Origin of the sequence: Streptomyces sp. NPDC004266, from assembly GCF_042874095.1 — a bacterium.
In the GTDB taxonomy this organism is placed as follows: domain Bacteria; phylum Actinomycetota; class Actinomycetes; order Streptomycetales; family Streptomycetaceae; genus Streptomyces.
In genome coordinates this window covers 369,836-391,896 of record NZ_JBIAMM010000001.1, presented here as the reverse complement: position 1 = coordinate 391,896, position 22,061 = coordinate 369,836, and the positions used below count along the sequence as shown (strand labels likewise).

The window sequence follows — 22,061 nt, the reverse complement described above, 5'->3', positions numbered from 1 at the left end:
AGGACCGACGTGACCGTGCCCGGACTGCGCGAGCGGAAGAAGCAGCGCACGCGCGACGCGCTGATCCGGGTCGCCCTGGAGCTCTTCACCGAGCACGGGTACGAGCGGACCACCGTCGACGAGATCGTCGACGCCGTGGAGGTCTCCCAGCGCACCTTCTTCCGGTACTTCTCCTCCAAGGAGGAGGTCGCCTTCGCCGTCCAGCGGATGGTGGAGGAGCGTTTCGTGCACGCCCTCGGACAGCGGCCCCCGGCCGAGGCCCCCCTCGACGCGATGCGCAACGCCGTCCTGTGCGCCTGGGACACCATCGGCGAGGCGATCGCCGAGGTCGTCCCCGTCGAGCTGCACCTGCGCACGTACCGGATGATCGAGTCGACGCCCGCGCTGCTCGCCGCCCACCTGCGCCGCTCCACCGAGATGGAGGAGACGATCTCCCGGATCATCGCCGCGCGCGAGGGCCTCGACGTCGACGAGGACCCGCGCCCCCGGATCGCGGTGGCGGCCTTCAGCGGGGTGATGCGGGTGACCGGGCAGATGTGGGGCCGGGGCACGGACGGGAGCCTGGAGGCCATCCGCGCGCTCACCGAGGAGTACCTCGACCACCTCGGCCCGGCGCTCGTCTCCCACTGGCGGGACCGGTCCGGGGAGGGGCCGGGGGCGGGGGCGTAGGCCGCCGGCCCTTCCGTACGGGGGCTGCCGCGCAGGCCGCCGGCCTGCCGCCGCGCCAGGACCGCCGCGCAGGCCCTCCGCTTCCCGCAGGAGGGCCGCCGTGTGAAGGGACCTGCGTCGGGCCCCGTAGGGTGGCCGCCCGTGACCTCCGATGCCTCGCCCGCCCTCGTCGCCACGCGCGCGCTCCTCGCCCTCGCCGTCGTGTTCGTACTCCTCGCGACCACCGGGTGGACCACGATCCGGCACCAGCCCCTGCCGTGGTCGTCCCGCGAGGCCGCGCTCGCCGCCTGGGCACGGGACCGGATCGACCACCGGCCGCTGCCCGACCCGGGCGCCCCGGCCCGCGCCGTCGCCGCGTTCTTCGCCGCACTCGGCCCGGCGGGCGGCGCCCGGCTCGCCGCCCGGCACCCGCTCGTCGTCGGCAACCTCAACGGCGCCCCGGTCGCCCTGCGCTACCGCGCCAACCGCATCACCCTCGCGCGCGCGTACGCCGCCGAGCGGAGCAGGGTCGACGACACCAGGCTCTCCCCCGAAGGCCGGCACGAGGCCCGGCGCCGCGTCGACCGCTTCGCCTCGCTGATGCGGCCCGGCCGCCAGGTCCTCGCCTTCGACCCCACCGGTACGGGGCGGGCCGCCGAGGTCCTCGGCGATCTGGAGCGGGCCCGGCGCGTCTCGGTGATCGTGCCCGGCGTCGACACCAACCTGCTCACCTTCCAGAAGACCCACGGCCGGTACGGAGCCCCCGCCGGCATGGCCGAGGCCCTCTACGCGGCCGAGCGGCAGGCCTCGCCACGGGCGCGCGTGGCGGTCATCGCCTGGGCCGACTACACCGCGCCCGTCGGGATAGGCGTCGACGCGGTGACCGGCCGGCTGGCCGAGGAGGGGGCCGTACGCCTGGTGGGCCTCGCCGAGTCCCTGCCCCCGGAGGCGCGCGTGGCGCTCTTCTGCCACAGCTACGGCTCCGTGCTCTGCGGGGCCGCCGCGCCCCGGCTGCCCGCCCGGGTGACCGACCTGGCCGTGGCCGGCAGCCCCGGCATGCGGGTCGAGCGGGCCGCCGACCTCGACAGCCACGCGCGCGTGTGGGCCATGCGGGACGCCGATGACTGGATCGCGGACGTGCCGCACCTGGAGGTGGGCGGGGTCGGGCACGGCGCCGACCCGGTCGCGCCGGAGTTCGGCGCGAGGCTGCTCTCCGCGCACGGCGCGCTCGGCCACAGCGGCTATTTCGAGCCGGGGACGCAGAGCCTCGGCAACTTCGCCGCGATAGGCGTCGGGGCGTACCCGGACCTGGTCTGCGCACGTGCCGACAGCGCTTGCCACGACGGAATATCCGGCACGGAAGGGCTCTGACGCGCGTAGATCACGCAATTTCAGGACCTTTCACAGGGGCGACGCAAGGGCACACGCCGCTTACGATGAGGCGCATGGGTGATGTGCTGGCCGGAATTCATGCCACCTGGGAGCTCGAGAGCGACGCCCTCGTCATCCGCTTCGACCGGGGGATCCGCACGCCGAAGCTCTTCGGGGCGCTGCGCGAGAGACGCGTGCCGCACGAGGCGCTGGCGTCGGTGACGCTCACGCCCGGCAAGCGGGGCACCGTCGTGCTGCACGCCGTGCCGCGGCCGGGCGCCGATCCGCTGATGGAGGCGGCGGCCGGGCAGCTCAAGGAGGGCAGCGATCCGTACCGCCTGGTGCTCCCGGCGGAACGCGAGGCGCTCGCCGAGCACTGCCGGGACGAGCTGCTGGCGCTCCTCGCGTCGCGCCCGGGGGCCGCGGGGGCCGTCGGGTACGAGGCGTACGCGCCGGGCGACGTGGACGCGGGGGGCTTCGCGGACGCGGGGGGCTTCGCGCCCGCCGACCGGTTCCTGGTGGCGCCGCCGCCGGGGCCGCAGTCCTTCAAGGCGTACGACGGTAAGGCCAGCTTCGACGGGACGTCGGAGGTCGCCTTCCGCTGGTCCCGGACGGGGGCGTCCTCGGAGAAGTGGAAGGCCGGCGACCAGGTCTTCTCGGTACGGGACCTCTGCGGGGTCGAGTGGCGCTCGCCGGACGGCGTCGACGGGTACCTGCGGCTCGTGCCCCGGGCCGGCGGGCCCCGGGCCGTCCAGCCCGACCAGGACCCGGCGTGCGTCGTCTTCGGCCGCTACGGGCCGGTGCACGAGTCCCTGACCTTCGCCGCGGCGGTCCTCGCCGCGATCCGGGGCAGGGACCGCGCCGCCGTGCCCGTCGCGGTTCCGGCCGGGGGGCGGGGGGCGGGGCACGGGGATCCGGGGGCCGTGGCTGAAAGGATTCGTCACTTGGGGGAGCTGCATCAGGCGGGGCTGGTCACGGATGCGGAGTTCTCGGCGAAGAAGGCGGAGCTTCTGGCGGAGCTGTGAGGGGGTGTGGGGGCCGTCCCGCCTTCGCGGGGCGGTGCCCCCGGCCCACCTCCGTGTGGGCAGTCGTCCCGCTGGGCGAGGGGGACCCCCCTCGCCCCAGCGGAACGCATGCCCACAACGGGGGCGCGGGGGCGGCGGCACCGCCCCGGCGGACGGGCGCCCGCAACGGGGCCCGGGCCACCGCCCCCGCGGATGCGGTCGCAACGGGTGTGGGTGGGGCCCGGTTCATACCCCGGTATCAGGGTTCACCCCGGTCCTCGGTATGACGCCCCGCGTCACGGGGCTCCCTACGCTGGGGGCGTCATGGACATCGAATCGCGGCCCCAGCCGCCCACCGCTCCCCCGCCCGTCGGCCGTCGTCCCGGTGGGCGGTGGGTGATCGCCCGGACGCGGGAGGCGTTCCAGGGGCTCGGAGTCGCGCTCACCACGCCCACCACGCCGGGCGCCCCGCTCCTCGCGGGCGCGCCCGGTCGCTGGGTGCGGCTGCTGCCGTACGCCGTCGCCCTCGCGTTCACCGCCGCGCTCCTCCCCTCCACCGTCCTGCTCCTCATCAACGACTACGGCGTCAACGGCGCCCTCGCCGGCGCCCTCGGCACCGCCCAGGCCGCGCCGCTGCTCCTCGCCGTCACCCGTCCCCTCCAGGCCTGGTGGGTCGTCTTCGCCGCCGATGTGCTCGGCGCGCTCGTGCTGCTCGGCTCGGACGGCCCCCGGGCGGAGATGTGGCCGTGGACCCCGCCGGTCGTCATCGGCTACTGCGCGCTGATGGTCGCGCTCGGACTGCGCGAGTCCCGCCGGGCGCTGTTCGGGGTGTGGCTGGCCACCGGCGTGGCCGGTTTCGTCCTGGAGGCCTTCCGGCCCGCCGGGCTCACCAGCCTGCACCTCCTGCTGCTCGTCCTGAGCGGTGTGCTGCTGCTCCTCACCTCGGCCGTCCGCGCCCGTGGCGAGGCCCAGCGGCGGCTGGCCGAGCAGGAGACCATCAACGAGGCCGAACGGGCCCGCCGCACGCTCCTGGAGGAGCGGGCCAGGATCGCGCGCGAGCTGCACGACGTCGTCGCCCACCACATGTCCGTGATCACCGTGCAGGCGGACTCGGCCCCGTACCGCATCCCCGAACTCCCGGACGCGGCCCGCGAGGAGTTCACCTCCATCGCGGCGAGCGCGCGCGAGTCGCTGGCCGAGATGCGCCGGCTGCTCTCCGTCCTGCGCAGTGACGGCGGCGAGGGCGAGCGGGCTCCACAGCCGGGCCTCGACCGGGTCCAGCAGCTCGTCGAGGCGACCGTACGGGCGGGGGTGCCGGCCGAGCTGCGGCTCGCCGCCGACCTCGGGGAGGTGCCGCAGGCGGTGGACCTGTCGGCGTACCGGATCGTGCAGGAGGCCCTGGCGAACGTGGTGCGGCACGCGCCCGGGGCCTCGACCCGCGTATCCGTACGGGCCGAGGACGGGTGGCTGACCGTTCTCGTCGTCAACGGGCCGTCCCTGGAGGAGCGTTCCTCCGTCGAGCGGGGCGCCGCCGGCACCGGGCACGGGCTCGTCGGCATGCGGGAACGCGTACGGTTGACCGGCGGCTCGCTGGACACCGGGCCGCTGCCCGACGGCGGCTTCCGCGTCGCGGCCAGGCTTCCCCTGCGTACGAAGGACACCGAGTGACCATCCGCGTGATCATCGTCGACGACCAGGCCATGGTGCGGGCCGGTTTCGCCGCCCTGCTCGCCGCGCAGCCCGACATCGACGTGGTCGGCGAGGCGCCGGACGGGCGGCAGGGCGTGGAGGTGGCGCGCTCGACGCACCCGGACGTGGTCCTGATGGACGTGCGGATGCCGGAGCTGGACGGGCTCGCGGCGGCCCGGGAGATCCTGCATCCGCCGGCCGGGGTCGTGCACCGGCCGAAGGTGCTGATGCTGACCACCTTCGACGTCGACGACTACGTGTACGAGGCGCTGCGCGCGGGCGCGTCCGGCTTCCTCCTCAAGGACGCGCCGCCGGCCGATCTCATCGCGGCGGTACGGGTGGTGGCGGCGGGCGAGGCGCTGCTCGCCCCGTCCGTGACCCGCCGCCTCATCGCCGACTTCGCCGCCTCGCGCCCGGCGCCCCGCCGGGACACCACGGCGCTGCGCCTGAACGGGCTCACGCCGCGCGAGACGGAGGTCCTGGAGCTGATCGCCCGGGGCCTGTCGAACCAGGAGATCGCGGACACCCTGGTCCTCGCCGAGCAGACGGTGAAGACCCACATCGGCCGGGTGCTCGCCAAACTGGACCTGCGCGACCGGGCACAGGCGGTGGTCTTCGCGTACGAGTCGGGCCTGGTCACGCCCGGGGAGTCGCGCTAGCACCCGGGGGAAATCCCCACCCCAGGGCTGGTGTTGGCCGCTCCTCCGCCCCCTACCCCGGTATCACCGCGGACTTGGCTCCCCGGTGTGACGTGCCGTCACCCGTCGTCTTCCTACCTTCCTCTCGCCAACGACGAGAGCGAGGGAGGGCGGGCCGATGCGCCGCTTCACGAGGACCCTGATCACCGCCGCGGTGGTGACCGGCGTGATCGCCGGGACGGCCGGCTGGGCGTCCGGGAACACCCAGGAGGCCGTGACCGGGGCCCCGGCCGGGGCGGCGGCGTGGCGGGCCGCGGGGCTGCCCGACCCGGAGCGGACGGGCCCGGCCGAGATCGCGCGGTTCTTCGCCGGACTGAGTCCCGTACGACAGAGGGAGCTGGCCCGGACGCACCCGACGGTCGTCGGGAACCTCGACGGGGCGCCCCTGGAGCTGCGGTACGAGGCCAACGCCCGCTCCACGCAAGGGGAGTTCGGCGGGGCGCGGGTCCTCGCCCACGATCCGCGCGGCCGGGGGCAGGTGGCGCTGGTCTACGGGGACCTGGCGCGGGCCGAGCACGTGGCCGTGATCGTGCCCGGCTCCGACGTCGACGCCGTCCGCGTGCGGCCGCTCGCCGACATGGCGGCCGGGCTGCGCCGGGCGACCGGCGGCCGTACGGCGGTCGTCGCCTGGGCCGGGTACACGACGCCCGTGGGGGTCGGCCTGGACGCGGCCACCGGCCGGCTCGCGGAGGCCGGGGCCGTGCGGCTGACCCGCTTCACGGACGGGCTCGCCGCCGTCGGCGCGGCCGAGCCGTCCGTCTTCTGCCACAGCTACGGCTCCGTGGTCTGCGGTCTCGCCGCGCACGAGCTGAAGGCCAAGGACCTGGTGGTCTTCGGCTCCCCCGGGATGCGCGCCGAGAACGTCTCCGAGCTCGGCACCTCCGCCCGCGTCTGGGCGGCGAAGGATCCCACCGACTGGATCGACCGGGTCCCGAACGTCGAGTTCGCGGGCCTCGGGCACGGCGCCGACCCCACCGACCCCGCCTTCGGGGCGCGCCTGATCCCGGCGGGGGACGCCGCCGGGCACGGCGGCTACTTCGCGCCCGGCACCGCCTCCCTCCGCGCGTTCGCCGCGATCGCCGAGGGGGACGTCCGATGAGGACCCTCGTCCGGAAGATCGAGTCCTCCACCCCCGCCCACCGCGACCGGGCGGTCGACGGGCTGCGGGCCCTCGCTCTGCTCGCCGTGCCGACCGGGCACTGGCTGCTCGGCGGTTTCACGCTCTCCGCCGACGGCGCGATCCACAACGCGAGCCCGCTGGGCACCTTCGCGGGTCTGGCGCCCGTCAGCTGGGTCCTGCAGATGCTGGGGATCTTCTTCCTCGTCGGCGGCTACGCGTCGGTCCTGTCGTACCGGCGCCGCACGGGCTCCACGCGCGCGTGGCTGGGCGGCCGGCTCGCCCGGCTGGGCCGCCCGGTGCTCGGGGTCACCGCCGTCTGGGCGGCGCTGCTGCCGGTGCTGCGCTTCGGGCTCGGGGTGCCCGTGGACACGCTGCGGACGGCGTCCACGCTGGTGATCCAGCCGCTCTGGTTCGTCGGGGTGTACACGGTGGTCACCGCGCTGACCCCGCTGTGCGTGCGGGCGGCCCGCCGCCTCGGGGTGTGGGCCGCGGCGCCGCTGCTCGGCTCGGTCGCCGTCGTCGACTTCCTGCGGTACGGGCCGTACGCCGACGCCGTGCCGTCCTGGCTGAGCGTCCTGAACATCCTGCCCGGCTGGCTGTTCGCGTACCAGCTCGGCGTCTCGTGGGGCGAGGGCCGGGTCGTCCGGCGCCACGCGTGGGGGCTGCTGCTCGGCGGCGCCGCGCTCTTCGCCGCCCTGCTGCTGTTCTTCGGCTACCCGGCGTCGATGGTCGGCGTCCCCGGTGAGGCCCGCACCAACTCGCACCCGCCGTCGCTGCTCGTCCTCGCCCTCGCCGCCGCGCAGAGCGGTGCGGCGGTCCTGCTCCGGGACCGGCTCGGCACGCTCCTGAGGCGGCCCGCGCTGTGGGCGCCGGTCGTCGTGGTCAACCTGTCCGCGATGACGATCCTGTGCTGGCACCAGACGGCGATGCTCACCGCCGCGATCCCCGCCTCGTACGCCGGCGAGGTCGCGGGGCTGGTGGGCGCGCCGGACTCGGTGGGCTGGATCCTCGCCCGGCTGGCCTGGATGCCGGTCTTCGCCGGGCTGCTGGTCGCGATCGGCCGGTACGCGCGCGTCTTCGAGGCCCCGTGGGCGAAGACCGGCCCGGTCCGCCGCACCCTGGCGGGGCTTCTCGCGGCGGGCTTCGCGGTCTTCGCCCTGGGGCTCGCGTGAGCGGGCGGTGGGGCTCAGGCCTCTCGGGCCGCCGACGTGGAGCTCATGTCCGGGTAGCGGTCGCCGGCCACCAGGCCGGCGATCGGCTCCAGTTCGGCGAGTTCGGCGGCGGTGAGGGTGATGCGGGTGGCGGCCGCGTTCTCCAGGAGGCGGGAGCGCTTGCGGGTGCCCGGGATCGGGACGACCGTGAGGCCGTGCACGGCGGCGCGCTGCTGCACCCAGGCGAGGGCGATCTGGGCCGGCGTCGCGCCGTGGGTGGCGGCGATCTTCCGGACCGGGTCGAGGAGGGCGGCGTTCCGTTCGGCGTTCTCGCCGGTGTAGCGGGGCTGGTGCCGGCGGAAGTCGCCGCCCGACAGCTCCTTGCCCGCGTCCGCGAACGCGCCGGTCAGGAAGCCCCGGCCGAGCGGCGAGTAGGGCACGAAGGTGACGCCGAGCTCGGCGGCGGCGCCGACGGCGCTGCGCTCCACGTCCCGGGAGAAGAGCGACCACTCCGACTGGAGGGCGGCGATCGGGTGCACCGCGTGGGCCTCGCGCAGCTCGGGCCCGGTGACCTCGCTCAGGCCCAGGAAGCGGACCTTGCCCTCCTGGACGAGCTCGGCCATCGCGCCGACGGACTCGGCGAAGGGGATCCGCGGGTCGCGGCGGTGCATGTAGTAGAGGTCGATGGTCTCGACGCCGAGGCGGCGCAGGCTGTCCTCGGCGGCCTTCTTGATGTAGGCGGGGTCGTTGCGGACGGCCCGGTGGGCCGGGTCGTCGGCGCGGCGCTCTATGGCGAACTTGGTGGCGAGGGTGACCTCGTCGCGGTGGGCGGCGAGGAAGGGCGCGAGGAACTCCTCGTTGGCGCCGCTGCCGTAGATGTCGGCGGTGTCGATCAGGGTGACGCCCGCCTCCAGGGCCGCGTCGAGGGTGTCGCGGGCGGCCGCCTCGTCGGTGTCGCCGTAGAACTCGCTGATGCCCATGGCGCCGAAGCCCTGGACTCCGATCTCCGGCCCGCCCTGACCGCCGAGGCGTACGGTGTCGATCTTGGTCACGCTGGTCATGAAGGTGTGCCTCCGCTTGCGGTCCCGTAGTGGCTGATCTTGATGTCGAGCACGGCGAGCGTGTCCTGGAGCTCCGTGATCCGGGCGAGGACGTCGCGTCGGGTGGCCTCCAGGAGCTCCCGCCGGTCGTCCCTGGTGTGGTCGCCCTCGCGCACCAGCTCGGCGTACCTGACCATGTCGGCGACCGGCATCCCGGTCAGCCGCAGCTTGCCGACGAAGGTCAGCCAGCCGAGGTCGTGCTCCGTGAAGCGGCGCTGTCCCGTGTGCGAACGGTCGACCTGCGGCAGCAGCCCGATCCGCTCGTACCAGCGCAGGGTGTGCGCGGTGAGGCCGGTCAGGGCGGCCACCTCGCTGATGGTGTAACGGTCCTTCCCCGTAAGCCCGGTCGTGCTCGCGATGCTCTCGGTCACGCTCATGTCCCCACGCTAAAACGTTGGAGTGCACTCGAAGCAAGTAGGCTCGGCCCCATGCACAGCAGCTTGCCGAGCCTGGCGTCGATCGAGAACTGGCCCGTCCCCACCGCGGCCGCCGCCGTCGTCCGCGCGGACGGCACCCTGGCCGGGTCCCACGGCCCCACCGGGCAGCGCTTCCCGCTCGCCTCCGTCACCAAGCCGCTCGCGGCGTACGCCGTCCTCGTCGCGTACGAGGAGGGGGCGATCGACCTCGACGAGCCGGCCGGGCCCGAGGGCTCGACCGTCCGCCACCTCCTCGCCCACACCTCGGGGCTCGCCTTCGACGAGAACCGGGTCATGGCCGCGCCGGGCACCCGCCGGATCTACTCCAACACCGGCTTCGAGGCCCTCGGCGACCACGTCGCCAAGGCCACCGACATCCCCTTCTCCGAGTATCTGCACCAGGCGGTCCTGGAGCCCCTCGGCATGGCCTCGACGACCCTGGAGGGCTCGCCCGCGAAGGACGGCGTGTCCACCGTGGACGACCTGGTGCGGTTCGCCGCCGAGGTGCAGGCGCCGCGGCTGCTGGACGCCCGGACCGTCCTGGACGCGATGACCGTCACGTACCCCGGTCTGACCGGCATCCTGCCCGGCTACGGGCACCAGAAGCCGAACGACTGGGGGCTCGGCTTCGAGATCCGCGACGGCAAGTCCCCGCACTGGACGGGCGCGAGCTCCTCGCCGCGCACCTTCGGGCACTTCGGGCAGGCCGGAACGTTCCTGTGGATCGACCCGGACGCCCGGTGGGCGGGCGGGAACAGCACGGGGGCGGCGTGCGTGGTGCTCACCGACCGGCCCTTCGGACCGTGGGCGGTCGAGGCGTGGCCGCCGTTCACGGACGCGGTGCTCGCGGACCTGCGCGCGCGCTGACGGGAGCCCCTCAGGTATCGCAGCGGGTCGTCGGGAGCGTGCCGTCGACGCCCGCCAGGCTCACGTCGACCATGCCCCCGCCGTCCTCCGCGTACGCGGCCGTGCACACCAACTGCTGGACGGCCGCCTCCGACAGGCCCCTGACGGGGAACGTCGACCGGAGCAGGACGACCCGGCGGCCCTCCGGGGTCAGGGTCCCGGTCGCCTCGGCGTGCGGCGGCTTCCCGGACACCGGGAGGCCCGTGGTCAGGCCGGCGGCGGTGTCGGCACCGGCCGGGCCGGCGAGGAGCGCGGCGAGCACCTCGTCGGTGGCGGCCCGGGCACCGCGCTTGTCCCGCGCCCATCCGGAGCCCAGCCCCTGGGCCTTGCGGTCCTCGGCCGACTCGGAGCCGCCCGAGGCGAACGTCGGGTCGGGGACCGGTGGCCCCAGCTCACGGACCACCGGGACCGGCCGTCCGTCCGGCCCGAGGAAGTAGAGCACCATGCGGAACTCGGGCGCCGGGGCGACCGCGACGGTCGCGGCGCCGCCCGCCTCGACGACGTCGCTCTCCTGGATGCCGCAGGCGGCGAGCGCGACGGTCCCGAGCAGGGCCGCGACGGCCGCCCGGCGGGGCGCGGTCGTCCGGCGACCCGAGGCCGTACGGAGGCCCGGGGTCGCACGGAGGCCCGGGGTCGTCCGGAGGCCCGCTGTCGTCCGGCGCCTCACAGCGGCATCCGCACGGTGAAGACCGCCCCGCCCGCCGGGTGGTTGGCGGCGTGGACGGTGCCGCCGTGCAGCCGGACGTTCTCCAGGGTGATCGCCAGGCCGAGGCCGCTGCCCGCCGAGCGGGTCCTGGCCTGGTCCGCCTTGTAGAAGCGGTCGAAGACGTGCGGCAGGACGTCCGGGTGGATGCCCGGCCCCCGGTCCGCGACCTCCGTCACCAGCTCGTCCCCCTCCGCGTACAGCCTGACCGTCACCGGCGCGGCCCCGTGCCGCAGCGCGTTGCCGACGAGGTTGGCGACGACGACGTCGAAACGGCGCGGGTCGAGCCGCGCCCTGATCCCCTCCCCAAGGTACGGGACGACCTGCGCCGGATCGGTCCAGTGCCGGTGCTGGAGGGTCTTGCGGACGCAGTCGGCGGCGTCGACCTCGTCGGTGTGGAGCTCGGCCGCCCGCGCGTCGAAGCGGGAGATCTCCATCAGGTCCTCGACGAGCACGGCGAGCTTCCCGGTCTCGGCGCTGATCAGCCGGACGGCGCGGGCGGTGTCGCTGTCGAGGCTGCCGGCGTCCTCGTCGAGGACCTCGGTGACCGCGAGCATGCCGGCGAGCGGGGTGCGCAGTTCGTGCGAGACGTCGGAGGCGAAGCGGCGGGCGCGGGCCTCGGCGTTGCGGAGTTCCGCGACGGAACGTTCCAGCTGGGCGGCGGACTCGTTGAACGTCCGGGCGAGATCGGCGAGTTCGTCGCTGCCCTTTGCGTGGATACGGGTGTCGAGCCGGCCCCGGCCCATGCTGTGGGCCGCCTGCCGCAGCTCCCGCACGGGGCGGAGCACGCCGCGCGAGGCGATGAGCGCGGGCACCAGGGCCACGGCCAGCGCCGGGAGGGCGCCGTCACGGGCCGCGGTCACCATGGCCTCGATGTTCGCCTCCTCCTCGTCGAGCTCCATGACCGCGTAGAAGACGAGACCGGTCGGCTGGGCCGTCCCCTGGCTCACGTGCGTCCGGAACACGGCGGGGACGGCCATCGTCAGGTACGGCGTGCCGTTCTTCACCACCCGCTGGAAGCTGCCGTGCGGGGTGGCCGTGCGGGCCTGGGCCCGGGCCCGCAGCTCGGGCGTGACGACGGAGGAGGTGGGGCGGTCGGTGGAGGAGATGCGGACCGAGCCGTACTCGGCGTAGACCCGCCAGGGGCGGGGCTTGCCCTGGCGGGCGATGGAGAGGACCACATCCCGCAGGGAGTCCCCGTTGACGGGCAGGGTGATGACGAGCGGATCGACCTGGTCGCGGAAAGCCGAGACGGCGGTGTCCTGGGTCTGCTCCAGGATGGCGTTCCGGGCGGCGCGGTAGGTGAGGGCGGCGGTGGTGCCGCAGCCGACGGCCGCGACGAGGAGGAAGGCGAGGACGAGCCGGGTACGGAGGCCGAAGGGGTGGAGGCGGGGGCCGCGGGTCCCGCGACGGCGTCCCGGAGCCGGTCCGTCGCCGTTCCCGCCGTCCGGGTCCGGGCTCACGCAGGCCTTCACAGGGGGCCGAAGCGGTAGCCGAAGCCCCGCAGGGTCTGGATGTACCGGGGCTCGCCCGGGGTGTCCTCGATCTTGTTCCGCAGCCGGCGGACACAGGCGTCCACCAGCCGGGCGTCACCGTGGTAGCTGTGCTCCCAGACGTGCTCCAGGAGCTGCTGCCGGCTGAAGACCTGTTCGGGGGCGGCCGTGAGGTGCAGCAGCAGCTTCAGCTCGGAGGGGGCGAGGGCGACGCGCTCGCCCGCCTTGGCGACGGTCAGGCCCGCCCGGTCGATCGCGAGCTCCCCGTGGAACTCGACGGCGGCCCGGCCGGCGCCGGGCTCCTCGATGCGCCGCAGCACGGCCCGTATCCGGGCCTCGATGACCTCCGTACGGGCGGGCTTGACGATGTAGTCGTCGGCGCCGGCCTCCAGGCCCACGACCACGTCGAAGTCGTCCCCGCGGGCGGTGAGCATGATGATCGGCAGCTGGCTCCCCTCGCGGACCCGGCGGCAGACCTGGACGCCGTTCATGCCGGGCAGCATCAGGTCGAGGAGCAGCAGGTCCGGCCGGAACTCGCCGAGCGCGGCGAGACCCGCCTCGCCGGTGGGGGCGGTGCGGACCTCGTGCCCGCGGCGACGGAGGCCGAGCTCGACGCCTTCGCGGACGGAGGGGTCGTCTTCTATGAGGAGCACGCGGGGCATGTCGTGAAGTATCCCAAGGTCGGTCGGGCCGGCCGGCGGGGGCCGCTGAGGTTCGTACTGCGCCGGCGCCCCCGTTGCGGGCCGCGCCCGCTGGGGCGGTGCCGCCGTGCCCCCGCCGTGTGGGCGATCGTCCCGCTGGGCGCGGCCCGCAAGGGGGGCGAGGGGTTTCAGGGGCGGTGGAGGCGGGTGGTGGTGGTGCGGAGGAGGGTCTGGAGTTCTGTGAGGCGGAGGGGGTGGGCGAGGAGGGCGAAGACCGTCAGGATCGTCGCCGCTCCCGCCAGACCCGCCACCACCGCCCCCGCCTCCCCCGCCGCGTCCACGACGAACAGCCCGTACCCCGCCGCCGGCACCGCGGCCACGAGGAGCCGTGCCAGCGCGGAGACCGCCTCGCCCGTGCCCTTCCCCAGCCGGCGGCGCAGCGCGTACGCCGTCACCGCCCAGCCCGCCCCGAGCGCCAGCGAGTACGCCGCCGCCATGCCCGTGACCGCCCAGCGGGCGGGGAGGCAGGAGGAGGCGGCCAGGGAGAGGGCGGCGTTCAGGCCGGCGATGACGAGGTTCAGCAGGAACGGGGTGCGGGTGTCGCGCAGGGCGTAGAAGGCGCGGGTGCACACGTACTGGCCGGAGAGGGCGACCAGGCCGGGCGCGAAGGCCATCAGGGTCCAGGCCATGGCGCGCACGTCGTCGCCGGTGGTCGCCCCGTACCGGAAGACGACCGTCATCAGCGGGACGGCGAGCGCGAGGAGCGCGCAGGCGGCGGGGACGATCGCCGCCGCGCTGGTCCGCAGCGCGGAGGAGACGTCCCGCCGGACCCCCGCGAGGTCTCCCTCGGCGGCGCTGCCGCTCATCCGGGGCAGCAGCGCGGTGACGAGGGAGACGGTGATGATGCCGTGCGGGACGGTCCACAGGAGGTAGGCGTTGTTGTACGCGGCGAGGCCTCCGCCGCTGACCGTGGGGTCCGTGCCCGCGGAGGTGGCGAGCCGGGTGGTCACCCAGTACGCGCCCTGGTTGGTGAGGACGAGCAGGACGAGCCAGCCCGCCGAGCGGAGCGGGGCGGCGAGGCCGCTGCCGCGCCAGTCGAAGCGGGGGCGCCAGCGGAAGCCGGCGGCGCGCAGCGAGGGCAGCAGGGCGAGGGCCTGGACGGCGATGCCGGCGGTGGTGCCCCAGCCGAGGAGGGCGGTCTCCCCGGGGGTGAGTTCGCCGCCGTCGCCGACGGCGAGGAAGAGGCCGAAGACGGTGACGGCGACGACGTTGTTGAGGACGGGGGTCCACATCATGGCGCCGAACCGGCCCCGGGCGTTGAGGACCTGTCCGAGCAGGGTGAAGAGCCCGAGGAAGAAGATCTGCGGCAGGCACGTGCGCGCGAAGGTGATGGTCATCTCGCGCTGTGCGCCCGCGTAGTCGGTGTACGTGTCGACGATGAGCGGAGCGGCCAGCACCGCCGCCGTGGTGAGCGCGGTCAGGGCGAGTGCGCTCAGGGTGAGGAGCCGGTCGGTGTAGGCGACGCCGCCGTCCTCGTGCTCCTTGGCGGCCTTGACCAGTTCGGGGACGAAGACGGCGTTGAGCGCCCCGCCGAGGAGCAGCATGTAGACGATGGTGGGGACGGAGTTGCCGACGGCGTACCCGTCGGCGACGTAGCCCGCGCCGAGCGCCGCGGCGACGACGGAGGCCCGCACGAAGCCGGTGGCGCGGGAGACGAGCGAGCCCGCGGCCATGAGGGCTCCGCTGCGGAGGGCGGAGGCCTTCTTCCGCTCCGGTGGTGCGGTGAGCGTCGCCGTCATCGACGGGCCAGATAGGCCTGGAAGGCGCGGTACAGCGCCCCGTTGGTCGTGCCCTGCATCGGAATCTCCCACTCCCCCAGCGTCTCGACGACCTGTCCGCCCGTGCCGAGCTTCCAGCGGAGGAGGCCGTGGGAACGGGCGTCCGGATCAAGGGTGGAGGGTACCCCGCGGAGGTCGTAGACGGCGGCGCCGAGGGCGTGGGCGTCGAGCATCATGCGCCACTGCAGGGCGTTGGAGGGGCGGACCTCGCGGCGGTGGTCGGCGGAGGCGCCGGTCTGGTACCAGACGCGGCCGCCCACCGCGAGCATGGTGTGCGCGGCGAGGATCTCGCCCTCGTGGCGGGCGAGGTAGAGCTTCATGCGGCCCGGCTGCTCGGCGTTGAGGACGGCGTACTGGCGCTCGTAGTACGCGAGGGAGCGGCCGAGCCGGAAGCCGTCGCGTTCCTCCGTGATGCGCAGCAGCCGGTAGAACTCGGGCAGGTCGGCGGCGGAGCCGACGACGACCTCGACGCCGGACTTCCGTGCCTTGCGGACGTTGCGCCGCCACTCCTGGTTGAGACCGGTCCACAGGTCGTCGGTGCTGCGGCCGGCGAGCGGGACCTGGAAGACGTGCCGGGGCTGGGCGTCGGCGCCGTCCTCGGAGTCGCCGCCGCACTTGCGCCAGCCACGGGCGCGCAGCCGCTCGGCGACCGCGGTGCCCAGGGGGTCGACCTCGTCGGCGAGGACGTCGGAGAGCCGACGGCCGGGCCCGGTGGCGGCCTTGACGGTGGCGGCGTTCCACCGGCGGTAGGCGGGCCCGGGTCCCATGCGGACGGCGAAGGCGCCCAGGGAGCGCAGATGGCCGAGGAGCGGGGAGAGCCAGCCGTCCAGGTCGGGGTCGGCCCAGTCGGCGACGGGCCCCTCGGGCAGGTAGGCGAAGTACTTCCGGGTGCCGGGGAAGGGCCGGAGGAGGACGAGCGCGACGCCGGAGAGCTCCGCGCCCTCCCGCCCCCAGCCGACGAGCTGGTGGCTCCAGCCCTCCTTCACCTGGGCCCAGGAGGGGAGTTGGAGGAAGCTGGGCCCGTCCGCACCGGAGCGGGAGCCGAGGAAGGCGCGGTACGCCTCGGGGGTCACGGGTCCGAGCCTGACCGGTTCTGCGGGGGCGCGGCGGTCGGTGGGTGCGGCCGTCACGAGCAGCGCTGACACAACGGGAGCCTCCTTGTTCCGCCCCTCGGTGGTCGGGGCGCACAGCAGGCTCACAGCCGAATACGACGGGTGCGCGCGGCGATTGTGACCGGACGATGACCGTTCTGCCGCAGCCCCGGTCACAGAGGCTCCCGGGCCCCCGAGGGGATGCGGGGGCGACCTACAGTCCAGGACATCCCACCCTTTCTCCCTCACACCGCGGAGGTCTTCCGTGCTGCCGATACGCACACCCCGTCCCGCCCTGGCGGCCGTCGCGCTCGTCGTCTCCCTCACCGCCTGCACGGCCCAGGCGGCGGACGGGGGCCCGTCGGGGGCGGGGTCGGGGGCCGGTTCCTCGCAGGCGCCGCCGGCGAAGGTGGAGGTCCTGAGGAAGGAGGCCGGCAGTCCGGTGACCGTGAGGGCGACCGGCGGCACGCTCACGGCGGTGAAGGTGGTGGACGCGGAGGGCGGTGCCCTCAAGGGGCGTACGGACGCGGGCGGTACGAGCTGGGTGTCGGACCGCAAGGCGGCGCCCGGCACCTCGTACACGGTCGAGGTGACGTCCCGTGCGGCCGACGGCAAGGAGTCGACCAGCCGGTCGTCCTTCACCACCCCGGAGCCCGAGAAGGTCAACAAGGTGACCCTGGCACCCGGCAAGAACACCACGGTCGGCATCGGGCATCCGCTCTCCATCGTCTTCGACCTGCCGGTGACGCGGAAGGCGGACGTGGAGCGGCAGCTGAAGGTCACCACCTCGAACGGCACCGAGGGCTCCTGGGGCTGGGTCAAGGACTACTCGGGCCGGGACCGGGTCGACTGGCGTCCCCGGGAGTACTGGAAGCCGGGCACGAAGGTCACCCTCGAAGCGGACCTCGACGGCACGGACTCGGGCGGCGGCTGGTTCGTACGGGACTACCGCACGGGCTTCACCGTCGGCGCGGCGCAGGTCGTGAAGGTCGACCTGGACGCGCATCGGCTGACGCTGGAACGGGACGGGCGGGCGGTCCGGAGCATCCCGGTCTCCGGGGGCACCCCGGGCGGCGACAAGCGGTCCTGGCGGGGGACGGCCGTGCTGATGGCGAAGGAGGGCACCATCAACATGAACTCCGAGACGGTCGGTCTCGGCGACGCCTACAACAAGGACGTCGACTACTCGATGCGGCTGACGTGGTCGGGGATGTACGCGCACGCGGCGCCGTGGAACGCGGCGTACTTCGGGCGCGCGAACCACAGTTCGGGGTGCATCGGGATGAGCGACGCCGACGCCTCCTCCTTCTACGCGTCCGTGAACGTGGGCGATCCCTTCGAGATCAAGGGGCGCGAGACGAAGGGCGTGGTGGCGGAGGGGAACGGGTACGGGGCGTGGAACGTGTCCTGGGCGGCGTGGAAGACGAAGAGCGCGCTGCGCTGACGCGCCCGGTCCCCGCACCGGCGCGGGGCCGCGCCGAGCTGGGCGGTGCCCTCGCCCTGGTGCGGGGCCGCGCCGAGCTGGGCGGTGCCCTTCTGCCACCCGCCGTGTGGGCAATCGTCCCGCTGGGCGAGGGGGTCCCCCCTGCTCGAGCGAAGCCGAGAGCTTGGGGGAGGGTGGGCACACGGGACGGCGCCCTTCAGCGGCGCCTCCGCCTTACGCGCCTGGACCCGCACCCCGGGTGCGCCGTCACCAGGGGTGCGGGTCAGGGCGCGGGAGCCTCTGGCGCCGGCAAGGGCGCCGTTCCGTTGTGCCCACCCGTTCCGCCCCGGCGGAACGCATGCCCACAACGGGGGCACGGGGGTGGGCACCGCACCGGCGGGCGCAGCCCGCAACGGGGGGCGCGGGGCTAAGGCGCTCGCATCTTCCAGGTCAGGAGCTCCGTGTCCGCGGTCGCCTGCAGTTCCAGGCCCTCCGCCCCCGTCAGCCGGGCCGCGTCCCCCGGGCCCAGGGACTCGTCGCCCAGCGACACCCCGCCCCGCACCACGTGCACGTACGTGAAGGCCGCGGTCGGGAGCTCCGCGGTCTCGCCCGCCTTGAGGCGTTCCACCCGCAGCGTCGCGCCCGCCGCCGGGAGGTCGTACGTGTCCCCGACGCCCCGCACCACCTCGTACGACGGCGTCCCTCCCGGCTCCAGCGGGGCCAGCCACATCTGGACGAAGACCAGGGGGACCTCGCCGTCGTTGCGTTCGACGTGCCGGACGCCGGCCGCCGCGGCGAGGTGCTGGAGGTCCCCGGGGCGGACCACCGACGTGTGCCCCGTGCTGTCGGCGTGCGTGAGCTCGCCCTCCACCACCCACGTCACGATCTCGGTGTGGGAGTGGGGGTGCTCGTCGAAGCCGGCGCCGGGGGCCAGCCGCTCCTCGTTGACGGCGAGGAGCGCGCCGAAGCGGAGGTTGTCGGGGTCGTAGTGCGGGCCGAAGGAGAGGGCGTGCCGGGTCTCGATCCCGGCCGCCGGGTCGCCCCCGGGGTACCGCTCGGCCGCGCGCTGGATGCGTATCACGGACGTACCGTAGCCCGGCGAAGCGGCCCCGGCCCCGCATGCGGGCGTCCCGATAAGGCAGTCTTGTCCCCGTGCCTGAACCCGTGAACGCCGCCCATCCGCACGCCGCGACCCTGAAGCGCCTCGAACAGTCGTCCGGGCGACTCGCCGCCGGCGCCATCGCCCGCATGGACGAGACGCTGCCGTGGTACCGCGCGATGCCGCCCGAGAACCGGTCGTGGATCGGTCTGGTCGCCCAGGCCGGCATCGCCGCGTTCACCGAGTGGTTCCGGCACCCGGAGACCCCGCAGGCCATCTCCACCGACGTCTTCGGCACGGCGCCCCGGGAGCTGACCCGCGCGATCACCCTGCGGCAGACCGTGGAGATGGTCCGCACCACGATCGAGGTCATGGAGTCGGCGATCGAGGAGGTCGCCGCCCCCGGGGACGAGAACGTCCTGCGGGAGGCGCTGCTCGTCTACGCGCGGGAGATCGCCTTCGCGACCGCCCAGGTGTACGCGCAGGCCGCCGAGGCCCGGGGCGCCTGGGACGCCCGGCTCGAATCGCTCGTCGTCAACGCGGTGCTCTCCGGCGAGGCGGACGAGGGTGCCGTCTCCCGTGCCGCGGCCCTCGGCTGGAACTCGCCCGACCACGTGTGCGTCGTTCTCGGCACCGCGCCCGACGGGGACAGCGAGCTCACCGTCGAGGCGATCCGCCGGGCCGCCCGGCACGCCAAGCTCCAGGTCCTCACCGGTGTCCTCGGCGACCGGCTCGTCGTCATCGCGGGCGGCAACGACAACCCCCTGGCCGTCGCCAAGGCGCTGATCGGGCCGTACGCGGCGGGGCCGGTCGTCGCCGGTCCCGTCGTCCCCGACCTGCTGGCCGCGACCCGCTCCGCGCAGGCGGCGGCGGCCGGTCTCAAGGCCTGCTCGGCGTGGCAGGACGCCCCCCGGCCGGTTCTGGCGGACGATCTCCTTCCGGAGCGCGCCATCGCCTCCGACCCTTCGGCGCGCGAGCAGCTGGTGGAGGAGATCTACAGACCGCTGGAGGAGGCGGGGTCGGCGCTGCTCGAAACCCTCAGTGTCTATCTGGAGCAGGCGAGCAGTCTGGAAGGCGCGGCCCGGATGCTCTTCGTCCACCCGAACACCGTGCGCTACCGGCTTCGACGTGTGACCGACGTCACCGGCTGGTCACCCTCCGACGTTCGTTCCGCGTTCACTCTGCGGATCGCACTGATCCTGGGACGCTTGGCCGACGGAGATCAGCAGTCCTAGACTTTTGTCGAACACCAACAATTCCCCCGACGGTTCTTCGTCCTTGTCCTCACGGGCGCTCGGAGCCGTCCCCAAGAGAGAGTGTGAGGGTGCTCGTACTCGTCGCTCCCGGCCAAGGCGCCCAGACGCCCGGCTTCCTGACCCCCTGGCTCGAACTCCCCGGCGCCGCCGACCGCATCGCGGCCTGGTCGGACGCGATCGGGCTCGACCTCGCCCACTACGGCACGAAGGCGGACGCGGACGAGATCCGTGACACCGCCGTGGCCCAGCCCCTCCTCGTCGCCGCCGGCCTGCTCTCCGCGGCCGCCCTCGGTGACGTGGCCCCCGGCGTCGTCGCCGGTCACAGCGTCGGCGAGTTCACCGCCGCCGCGTTCGCGGGCGTCCTCGACGACACCGCCGCGCTCCGCCTCGTCCGCACCCGCGGTCTCGCGATGGCCGAGGCCGCCGCGATCACCGCGACGGGCATGTCGGCGCTGCTCGGCGGCGACCCCGAGGTGACCGTCCCGCACCTGGAGAAGCTCGGCCTGACCGCCGCCAACGTGAACGGCGCCGGCCAGATCGTGGCCGCCGGCACCCTGGAGCAGCTGGCCGCCCTGGAGGCGGACAAGCCCGAGGGCGTCCGCCGGGTCGTCGCGCTCAAGGTCGCGGGCGCCTTCCACACGCACCACATGGCCCCCGCCGTGGCGACGCTGGAGGAGGCCGCGAAGGAGCTGTCGCCGGCCGCCCCGGTCACCCGCTACGTCTCCAACAAGGACGGGCAGGTCGTCACCGACGGCGCCGAGGTCGTGGCCCGCCTGGTCGGCCAGGTCGCGAACCCGGTCCGCTGGGACCTGTGCATGGAGACCTTCCAGGAGCTCGGCGCGACCGCGCTGATCGAGGTGTGCCCCGGCGGCACCCTGACCGGGATCGCCAAGCGCGCCCTGCCGGGTGTGGCCACGGTCGCCCTCAAGACTCCCGACGACCTGGACGCGGCCCGTACGCTCATCGCCGAGCACGCGGCCGTCTGACAAGGAGTGTCGAGAAACATGTCGAAGATCAAGCCCAGCAAGGGCGCCCCGTACGCGCGGATCCTCGGTGTCGGCGGCTACCGCCCCACCCGGGTCGTGCCGAACGAGGTGATCCTCGAGAAGATCGACTCGTCCGACGAGTGGATCCGCTCGCGCTCCGGCATCGCCACCCGTCACTGGGCCTCCCCGGAGGAGACGGTCGCCGCCATGTCGGTGGAGGCCTCGGGCAAGGCCATCGCCGACGCCGGGATCACCCCCGAGCAGATCGGTGCCGTGATCGTCTCCACGGTCTCGCACTTCAAGCAGACGCCGGCCGTCGCCACCGAGATCGCCGACAAGATCGGCGCCGGGAAGCCGGCCGCGTTCGACATCTCCGCCGGCTGCGCGGGCTTCGGCTACGGCCTGACGCTGGCCAAGGGCATGATCGTCGAGGGTTCGGCGGAGTACGTCCTGGTCATCGGTGTCGAGCGGCTCAGCGACCTGACGGATCTGGAGGACCGCGCGACGGCCTTCCTGTTCGGCGACGGCGCCGGCGCCGTGGTCGTCGGCCCCTCCGAGGAGCCGCACATCGGCCCCACGGTCTGGGGTTCCGAGGGCGACAAGTCCGAGACGATCAAGCAGACCGTGCCGTGGAACGAGTTCCAGGTCGGCGACGTCTCGAACCTTCCGCTCAACCAGCAGGGCGAGATCAAGTTCCCCGCCATCACGCAGGAGGGCCAGGCGGTCTTCCGCTGGGCCGTCTTCGAGATGGCGAAGGTCGCCCAGCAGGCCCTGGACGCCGCCGGCATCACGGCGGACGACCTGGACGTCTTCATCCCGCACCAGGCGAACATGCGGATCATCGACTCGATGGTGAAGACTCTGAAGCTGCCGGAGCACGTCACGGTCGCCCGTGACGTGGAGACCACCGGCAACACCTCGGCCGCCTCGATCCCGCTCGCCATGGAGCGGCTCCTGGCGACCGGGAAGGCGAAGAGCGGCGACACCGCGCTCGTCATCGGCTTCGGGGCGGGTCTCGTCTACGCCGCGACGGTCGTTACTCTCCCCTAGGCACTCCGGACCTTCCGGAAGCCGTTTTCCTCAGTACAGACACAAGAAGGAGCGCCACCATGGCCGCCACCCAGGAAGAGATCGTCAAGGGTCTCGCCGAGATCGTCAACGAGATCGCCGGCATTCCGGTCGAGGACGTCGAGCTCGGCAAGTCCTTCACCGACGACCTGGACGTCGACTCCCTGTCCATGGTCGAGGTCGTCGTGGCCGCCGAAGAGCGCTTCGACGTCAAGATCCCGGACGAGGACGTCAAGAACCTCAAGACGGTCGGCGACGCCGCCGACTACATCCTGAAGCACCAGGACTGATTCGGCCCCTGCCGAATCGGTCCACGCTGACTCGGTCCGCCACCCGGCGGTGGCGCCGTATTCCGACCAT

At 74.1% G+C, this 22,061-nt stretch carries 21 protein-coding genes; 13 read left to right on the top strand and 8 right to left on the bottom strand.

Features of this window, described 5'->3' with window-relative positions; genetic code table 11:
- Positions 1-9 precede the first annotated feature (9 nt).
- The 7 genes from ACFYUZ_RS01705 (at position 10) to ACFYUZ_RS01675 (ending at position 7,702) form a co-directional block, all read left to right on the top strand.
- Complete coding sequence (locus tag ACFYUZ_RS01705) at positions 10-669, top strand: TetR family transcriptional regulator (RefSeq protein ID WP_389305335.1); 660 nt, start codon at positions 10-12, stop codon at positions 667-669.
- A gap of 141 nt (positions 670-810) precedes the next feature.
- Complete coding sequence (locus tag ACFYUZ_RS01700; protein ID WP_389305333.1) at positions 811-2,019, top strand: alpha/beta hydrolase; 1,209 nt, start codon at positions 811-813, stop codon at positions 2,017-2,019.
- A 74-nt stretch (positions 2,020-2,093) separates the two neighbouring features.
- Complete coding sequence (locus tag ACFYUZ_RS01695; RefSeq protein WP_389305331.1) at positions 2,094-3,044, top strand: DUF4429 domain-containing protein; 951 nt, start codon at positions 2,094-2,096, stop codon at positions 3,042-3,044.
- Between the two features lie 303 nt (positions 3,045-3,347).
- A complete protein-coding gene (locus tag ACFYUZ_RS01690; protein ID WP_389305330.1) occupies positions 3,348-4,691 on the top strand; it encodes a sensor histidine kinase in 1,344 nt (447 codons plus the stop codon).
- On the top strand, positions 4,688-5,371 hold the full coding sequence (locus ACFYUZ_RS01685) for a response regulator (protein WP_389305328.1): 684 nt from the start codon (positions 4,688-4,690) through the stop codon (positions 5,369-5,371). The genes ACFYUZ_RS01690 and ACFYUZ_RS01685 overlap by 4 nt, the downstream gene beginning before the upstream one ends.
- Before the next feature lie 157 nt (positions 5,372-5,528).
- A complete protein-coding gene (locus ACFYUZ_RS01680) occupies positions 5,529-6,509 on the top strand; it encodes an alpha/beta hydrolase (RefSeq protein WP_389305327.1) in 981 nt (326 codons plus the stop codon).
- Positions 6,506-7,702 carry an acyltransferase gene (locus ACFYUZ_RS01675; RefSeq protein ID WP_389305326.1) on the top strand — a complete coding sequence of 399 codons (1,197 nt, stop codon included), beginning with the start codon at positions 6,506-6,508 and terminating at the stop codon, positions 7,700-7,702. Before ACFYUZ_RS01680 ends, ACFYUZ_RS01675 begins: the two co-directional genes overlap by 4 nt.
- Before the next feature lie 14 nt (positions 7,703-7,716).
- On the opposite strand, the gene ACFYUZ_RS01670 is transcribed toward ACFYUZ_RS01675, so the two are convergent.
- Together ACFYUZ_RS01670 and ACFYUZ_RS01665 are read right to left on the bottom strand one after the other, a co-directional pair.
- Positions 7,717-8,742: an aldo/keto reductase gene (locus tag ACFYUZ_RS01670; protein WP_389305324.1), complete on the bottom strand. Its 1,026-nt coding sequence runs from the start codon at positions 8,740-8,742 to the stop codon at positions 7,717-7,719.
- Entirely contained in the window at positions 8,739-9,158 is a 420-nt protein-coding gene (locus ACFYUZ_RS01665; protein ID WP_389305322.1) for a MerR family transcriptional regulator, read from the bottom strand. Before ACFYUZ_RS01665 ends, ACFYUZ_RS01670 begins: the two co-directional genes overlap by 4 nt.
- Before the next feature lie 51 nt (positions 9,159-9,209).
- Between ACFYUZ_RS01665 and ACFYUZ_RS01660 the strand changes: the two genes are divergently transcribed.
- Positions 9,210-10,064 carry a serine hydrolase domain-containing protein gene (locus ACFYUZ_RS01660; RefSeq protein ID WP_389305321.1) on the top strand — a complete coding sequence of 285 codons (855 nt, stop codon included), beginning with the start codon at positions 9,210-9,212 and terminating at the stop codon, positions 10,062-10,064.
- Between the two features lie 10 nt (positions 10,065-10,074).
- On the opposite strand, the gene ACFYUZ_RS01655 is transcribed toward ACFYUZ_RS01660, so the two are convergent.
- The 5 genes from ACFYUZ_RS01655 to ACFYUZ_RS01635 all read right to left on the bottom strand — a co-directional run bounded on the left by ACFYUZ_RS01655 (position 10,075) and on the right by ACFYUZ_RS01635 (position 15,923).
- Positions 10,075-10,770 carry a hypothetical protein gene (locus ACFYUZ_RS01655; RefSeq protein ID WP_389305320.1) on the bottom strand — a complete coding sequence of 232 codons (696 nt, stop codon included), beginning with the start codon at positions 10,768-10,770 and terminating at the stop codon, positions 10,075-10,077.
- A complete protein-coding gene (locus ACFYUZ_RS01650; RefSeq protein WP_389305319.1) occupies positions 10,767-12,269 on the bottom strand; it encodes a sensor histidine kinase in 1,503 nt (500 codons plus the stop codon). Before ACFYUZ_RS01650 ends, ACFYUZ_RS01655 begins: the two co-directional genes overlap by 4 nt.
- An 8-nt stretch (positions 12,270-12,277) precedes the next feature.
- Positions 12,278-12,961 carry a response regulator gene (locus tag ACFYUZ_RS01645; protein ID WP_389305317.1) on the bottom strand — a complete coding sequence of 228 codons (684 nt, stop codon included), beginning with the start codon at positions 12,959-12,961 and terminating at the stop codon, positions 12,278-12,280.
- A gap of 167 nt (positions 12,962-13,128) precedes the next feature.
- Complete coding sequence (murJ, locus tag ACFYUZ_RS01640; RefSeq protein ID WP_389305316.1) at positions 13,129-14,739, bottom strand: murein biosynthesis integral membrane protein MurJ; 1,611 nt, start codon at positions 14,737-14,739, stop codon at positions 13,129-13,131.
- Positions 14,736-15,923: a lipid II:glycine glycyltransferase FemX gene (locus ACFYUZ_RS01635; protein WP_389305315.1), complete on the bottom strand. Its 1,188-nt coding sequence runs from the start codon at positions 15,921-15,923 to the stop codon at positions 14,736-14,738. Before ACFYUZ_RS01635 ends, murJ begins: the two co-directional genes overlap by 4 nt.
- Before the next feature lie 211 nt (positions 15,924-16,134).
- On the opposite strand from ACFYUZ_RS01635, the gene ACFYUZ_RS01630 reads away from it, so the two are divergent.
- Positions 16,135-17,313 carry an Ig-like domain-containing protein gene (locus ACFYUZ_RS01630; protein ID WP_389305313.1) on the top strand — a complete coding sequence of 393 codons (1,179 nt, stop codon included), beginning with the start codon at positions 16,135-16,137 and terminating at the stop codon, positions 17,311-17,313.
- A gap of 406 nt (positions 17,314-17,719) precedes the next feature.
- On the opposite strand, the gene ACFYUZ_RS01625 is transcribed toward ACFYUZ_RS01630, so the two are convergent.
- Entirely contained in the window at positions 17,720-18,373 is a 654-nt protein-coding gene (locus tag ACFYUZ_RS01625) for a pirin family protein (protein WP_389305311.1), read from the bottom strand.
- Positions 18,374-18,444: 71 nt separating this feature from the next.
- Here ACFYUZ_RS01625 and fasR point away from each other — a divergent pair, with 71 nt between their 5' ends.
- From fasR to ACFYUZ_RS01605, 4 genes are all read left to right on the top strand, one after another.
- Positions 18,445-19,626, top strand: coding sequence for a fatty acid biosynthesis transcriptional regulator FasR (gene fasR, locus ACFYUZ_RS01620; protein WP_389305309.1), 1,182 nt, complete (start codon positions 18,445-18,447; stop codon positions 19,624-19,626).
- Positions 19,627-19,715: 89 nt separating this feature from the next.
- Positions 19,716-20,633, top strand: coding sequence for an ACP S-malonyltransferase (locus ACFYUZ_RS01615; RefSeq protein WP_389305308.1), 918 nt, complete (start codon positions 19,716-19,718; stop codon positions 20,631-20,633).
- 18 nt (positions 20,634-20,651) lie between these two features.
- A complete protein-coding gene (locus tag ACFYUZ_RS01610; protein WP_356901266.1) occupies positions 20,652-21,683 on the top strand; it encodes a ketoacyl-ACP synthase III in 1,032 nt (343 codons plus the stop codon).
- 59 nt (positions 21,684-21,742) lie between these two features.
- The gene (locus ACFYUZ_RS01605) at positions 21,743-21,991 is read left to right on the top strand and encodes an acyl carrier protein (RefSeq protein ID WP_389305306.1); all 249 of its coding nucleotides are present in this window, start codon (positions 21,743-21,745) and stop codon (positions 21,989-21,991) included.
- The last annotated feature ends 70 nt before the right edge of the window (positions 21,992-22,061 follow it).

What these genes read in the sequence shown, in the direction of transcription:
- ACFYUZ_RS01610 (WP_356901266.1), top strand. Translation starts at nt 20,652, where the DNA reads ATGTCGAAGATCAAGCCCAGCAAGGGCGCCCCGTACGCGCGGATCCTC.
- ACFYUZ_RS01660 (WP_389305321.1), top strand. Translation starts at nt 9,210, where the DNA reads ATGCACAGCAGCTTGCCGAGCCTGGCGTCGATCGAGAACTGGCCCGTC.
- ACFYUZ_RS01695 (WP_389305331.1), top strand. Translation starts at nt 2,094, where the DNA reads ATGGGTGATGTGCTGGCCGGAATTCATGCCACCTGGGAGCTCGAGAGC.
- murJ (WP_389305316.1), bottom strand. Translation starts at nt 14,739, where the DNA reads ATGACGGCGACGCTCACCGCACCACCGGAGCGGAAGAAGGCCTCCGCC.
- ACFYUZ_RS01605 (WP_389305306.1), top strand. Translation starts at nt 21,743, where the DNA reads ATGGCCGCCACCCAGGAAGAGATCGTCAAGGGTCTCGCCGAGATCGTC.
- ACFYUZ_RS01670 (WP_389305324.1), bottom strand. Translation starts at nt 8,742, where the DNA reads ATGACCAGCGTGACCAAGATCGACACCGTACGCCTCGGCGGTCAGGGC.
- ACFYUZ_RS01690 (WP_389305330.1), top strand. Translation starts at nt 3,348, where the DNA reads ATGGACATCGAATCGCGGCCCCAGCCGCCCACCGCTCCCCCGCCCGTC.
- ACFYUZ_RS01675 (WP_389305326.1), top strand. Translation starts at nt 6,506, where the DNA reads ATGAGGACCCTCGTCCGGAAGATCGAGTCCTCCACCCCCGCCCACCGC.
- ACFYUZ_RS01680 (WP_389305327.1), top strand. Translation starts at nt 5,529, where the DNA reads ATGCGCCGCTTCACGAGGACCCTGATCACCGCCGCGGTGGTGACCGGC.
- ACFYUZ_RS01645 (WP_389305317.1), bottom strand. Translation starts at nt 12,961, where the DNA reads ATGCCCCGCGTGCTCCTCATAGAAGACGACCCCTCCGTCCGCGAAGGC.
- ACFYUZ_RS01665 (WP_389305322.1), bottom strand. Translation starts at nt 9,158, where the DNA reads ATGAGCGTGACCGAGAGCATCGCGAGCACGACCGGGCTTACGGGGAAG.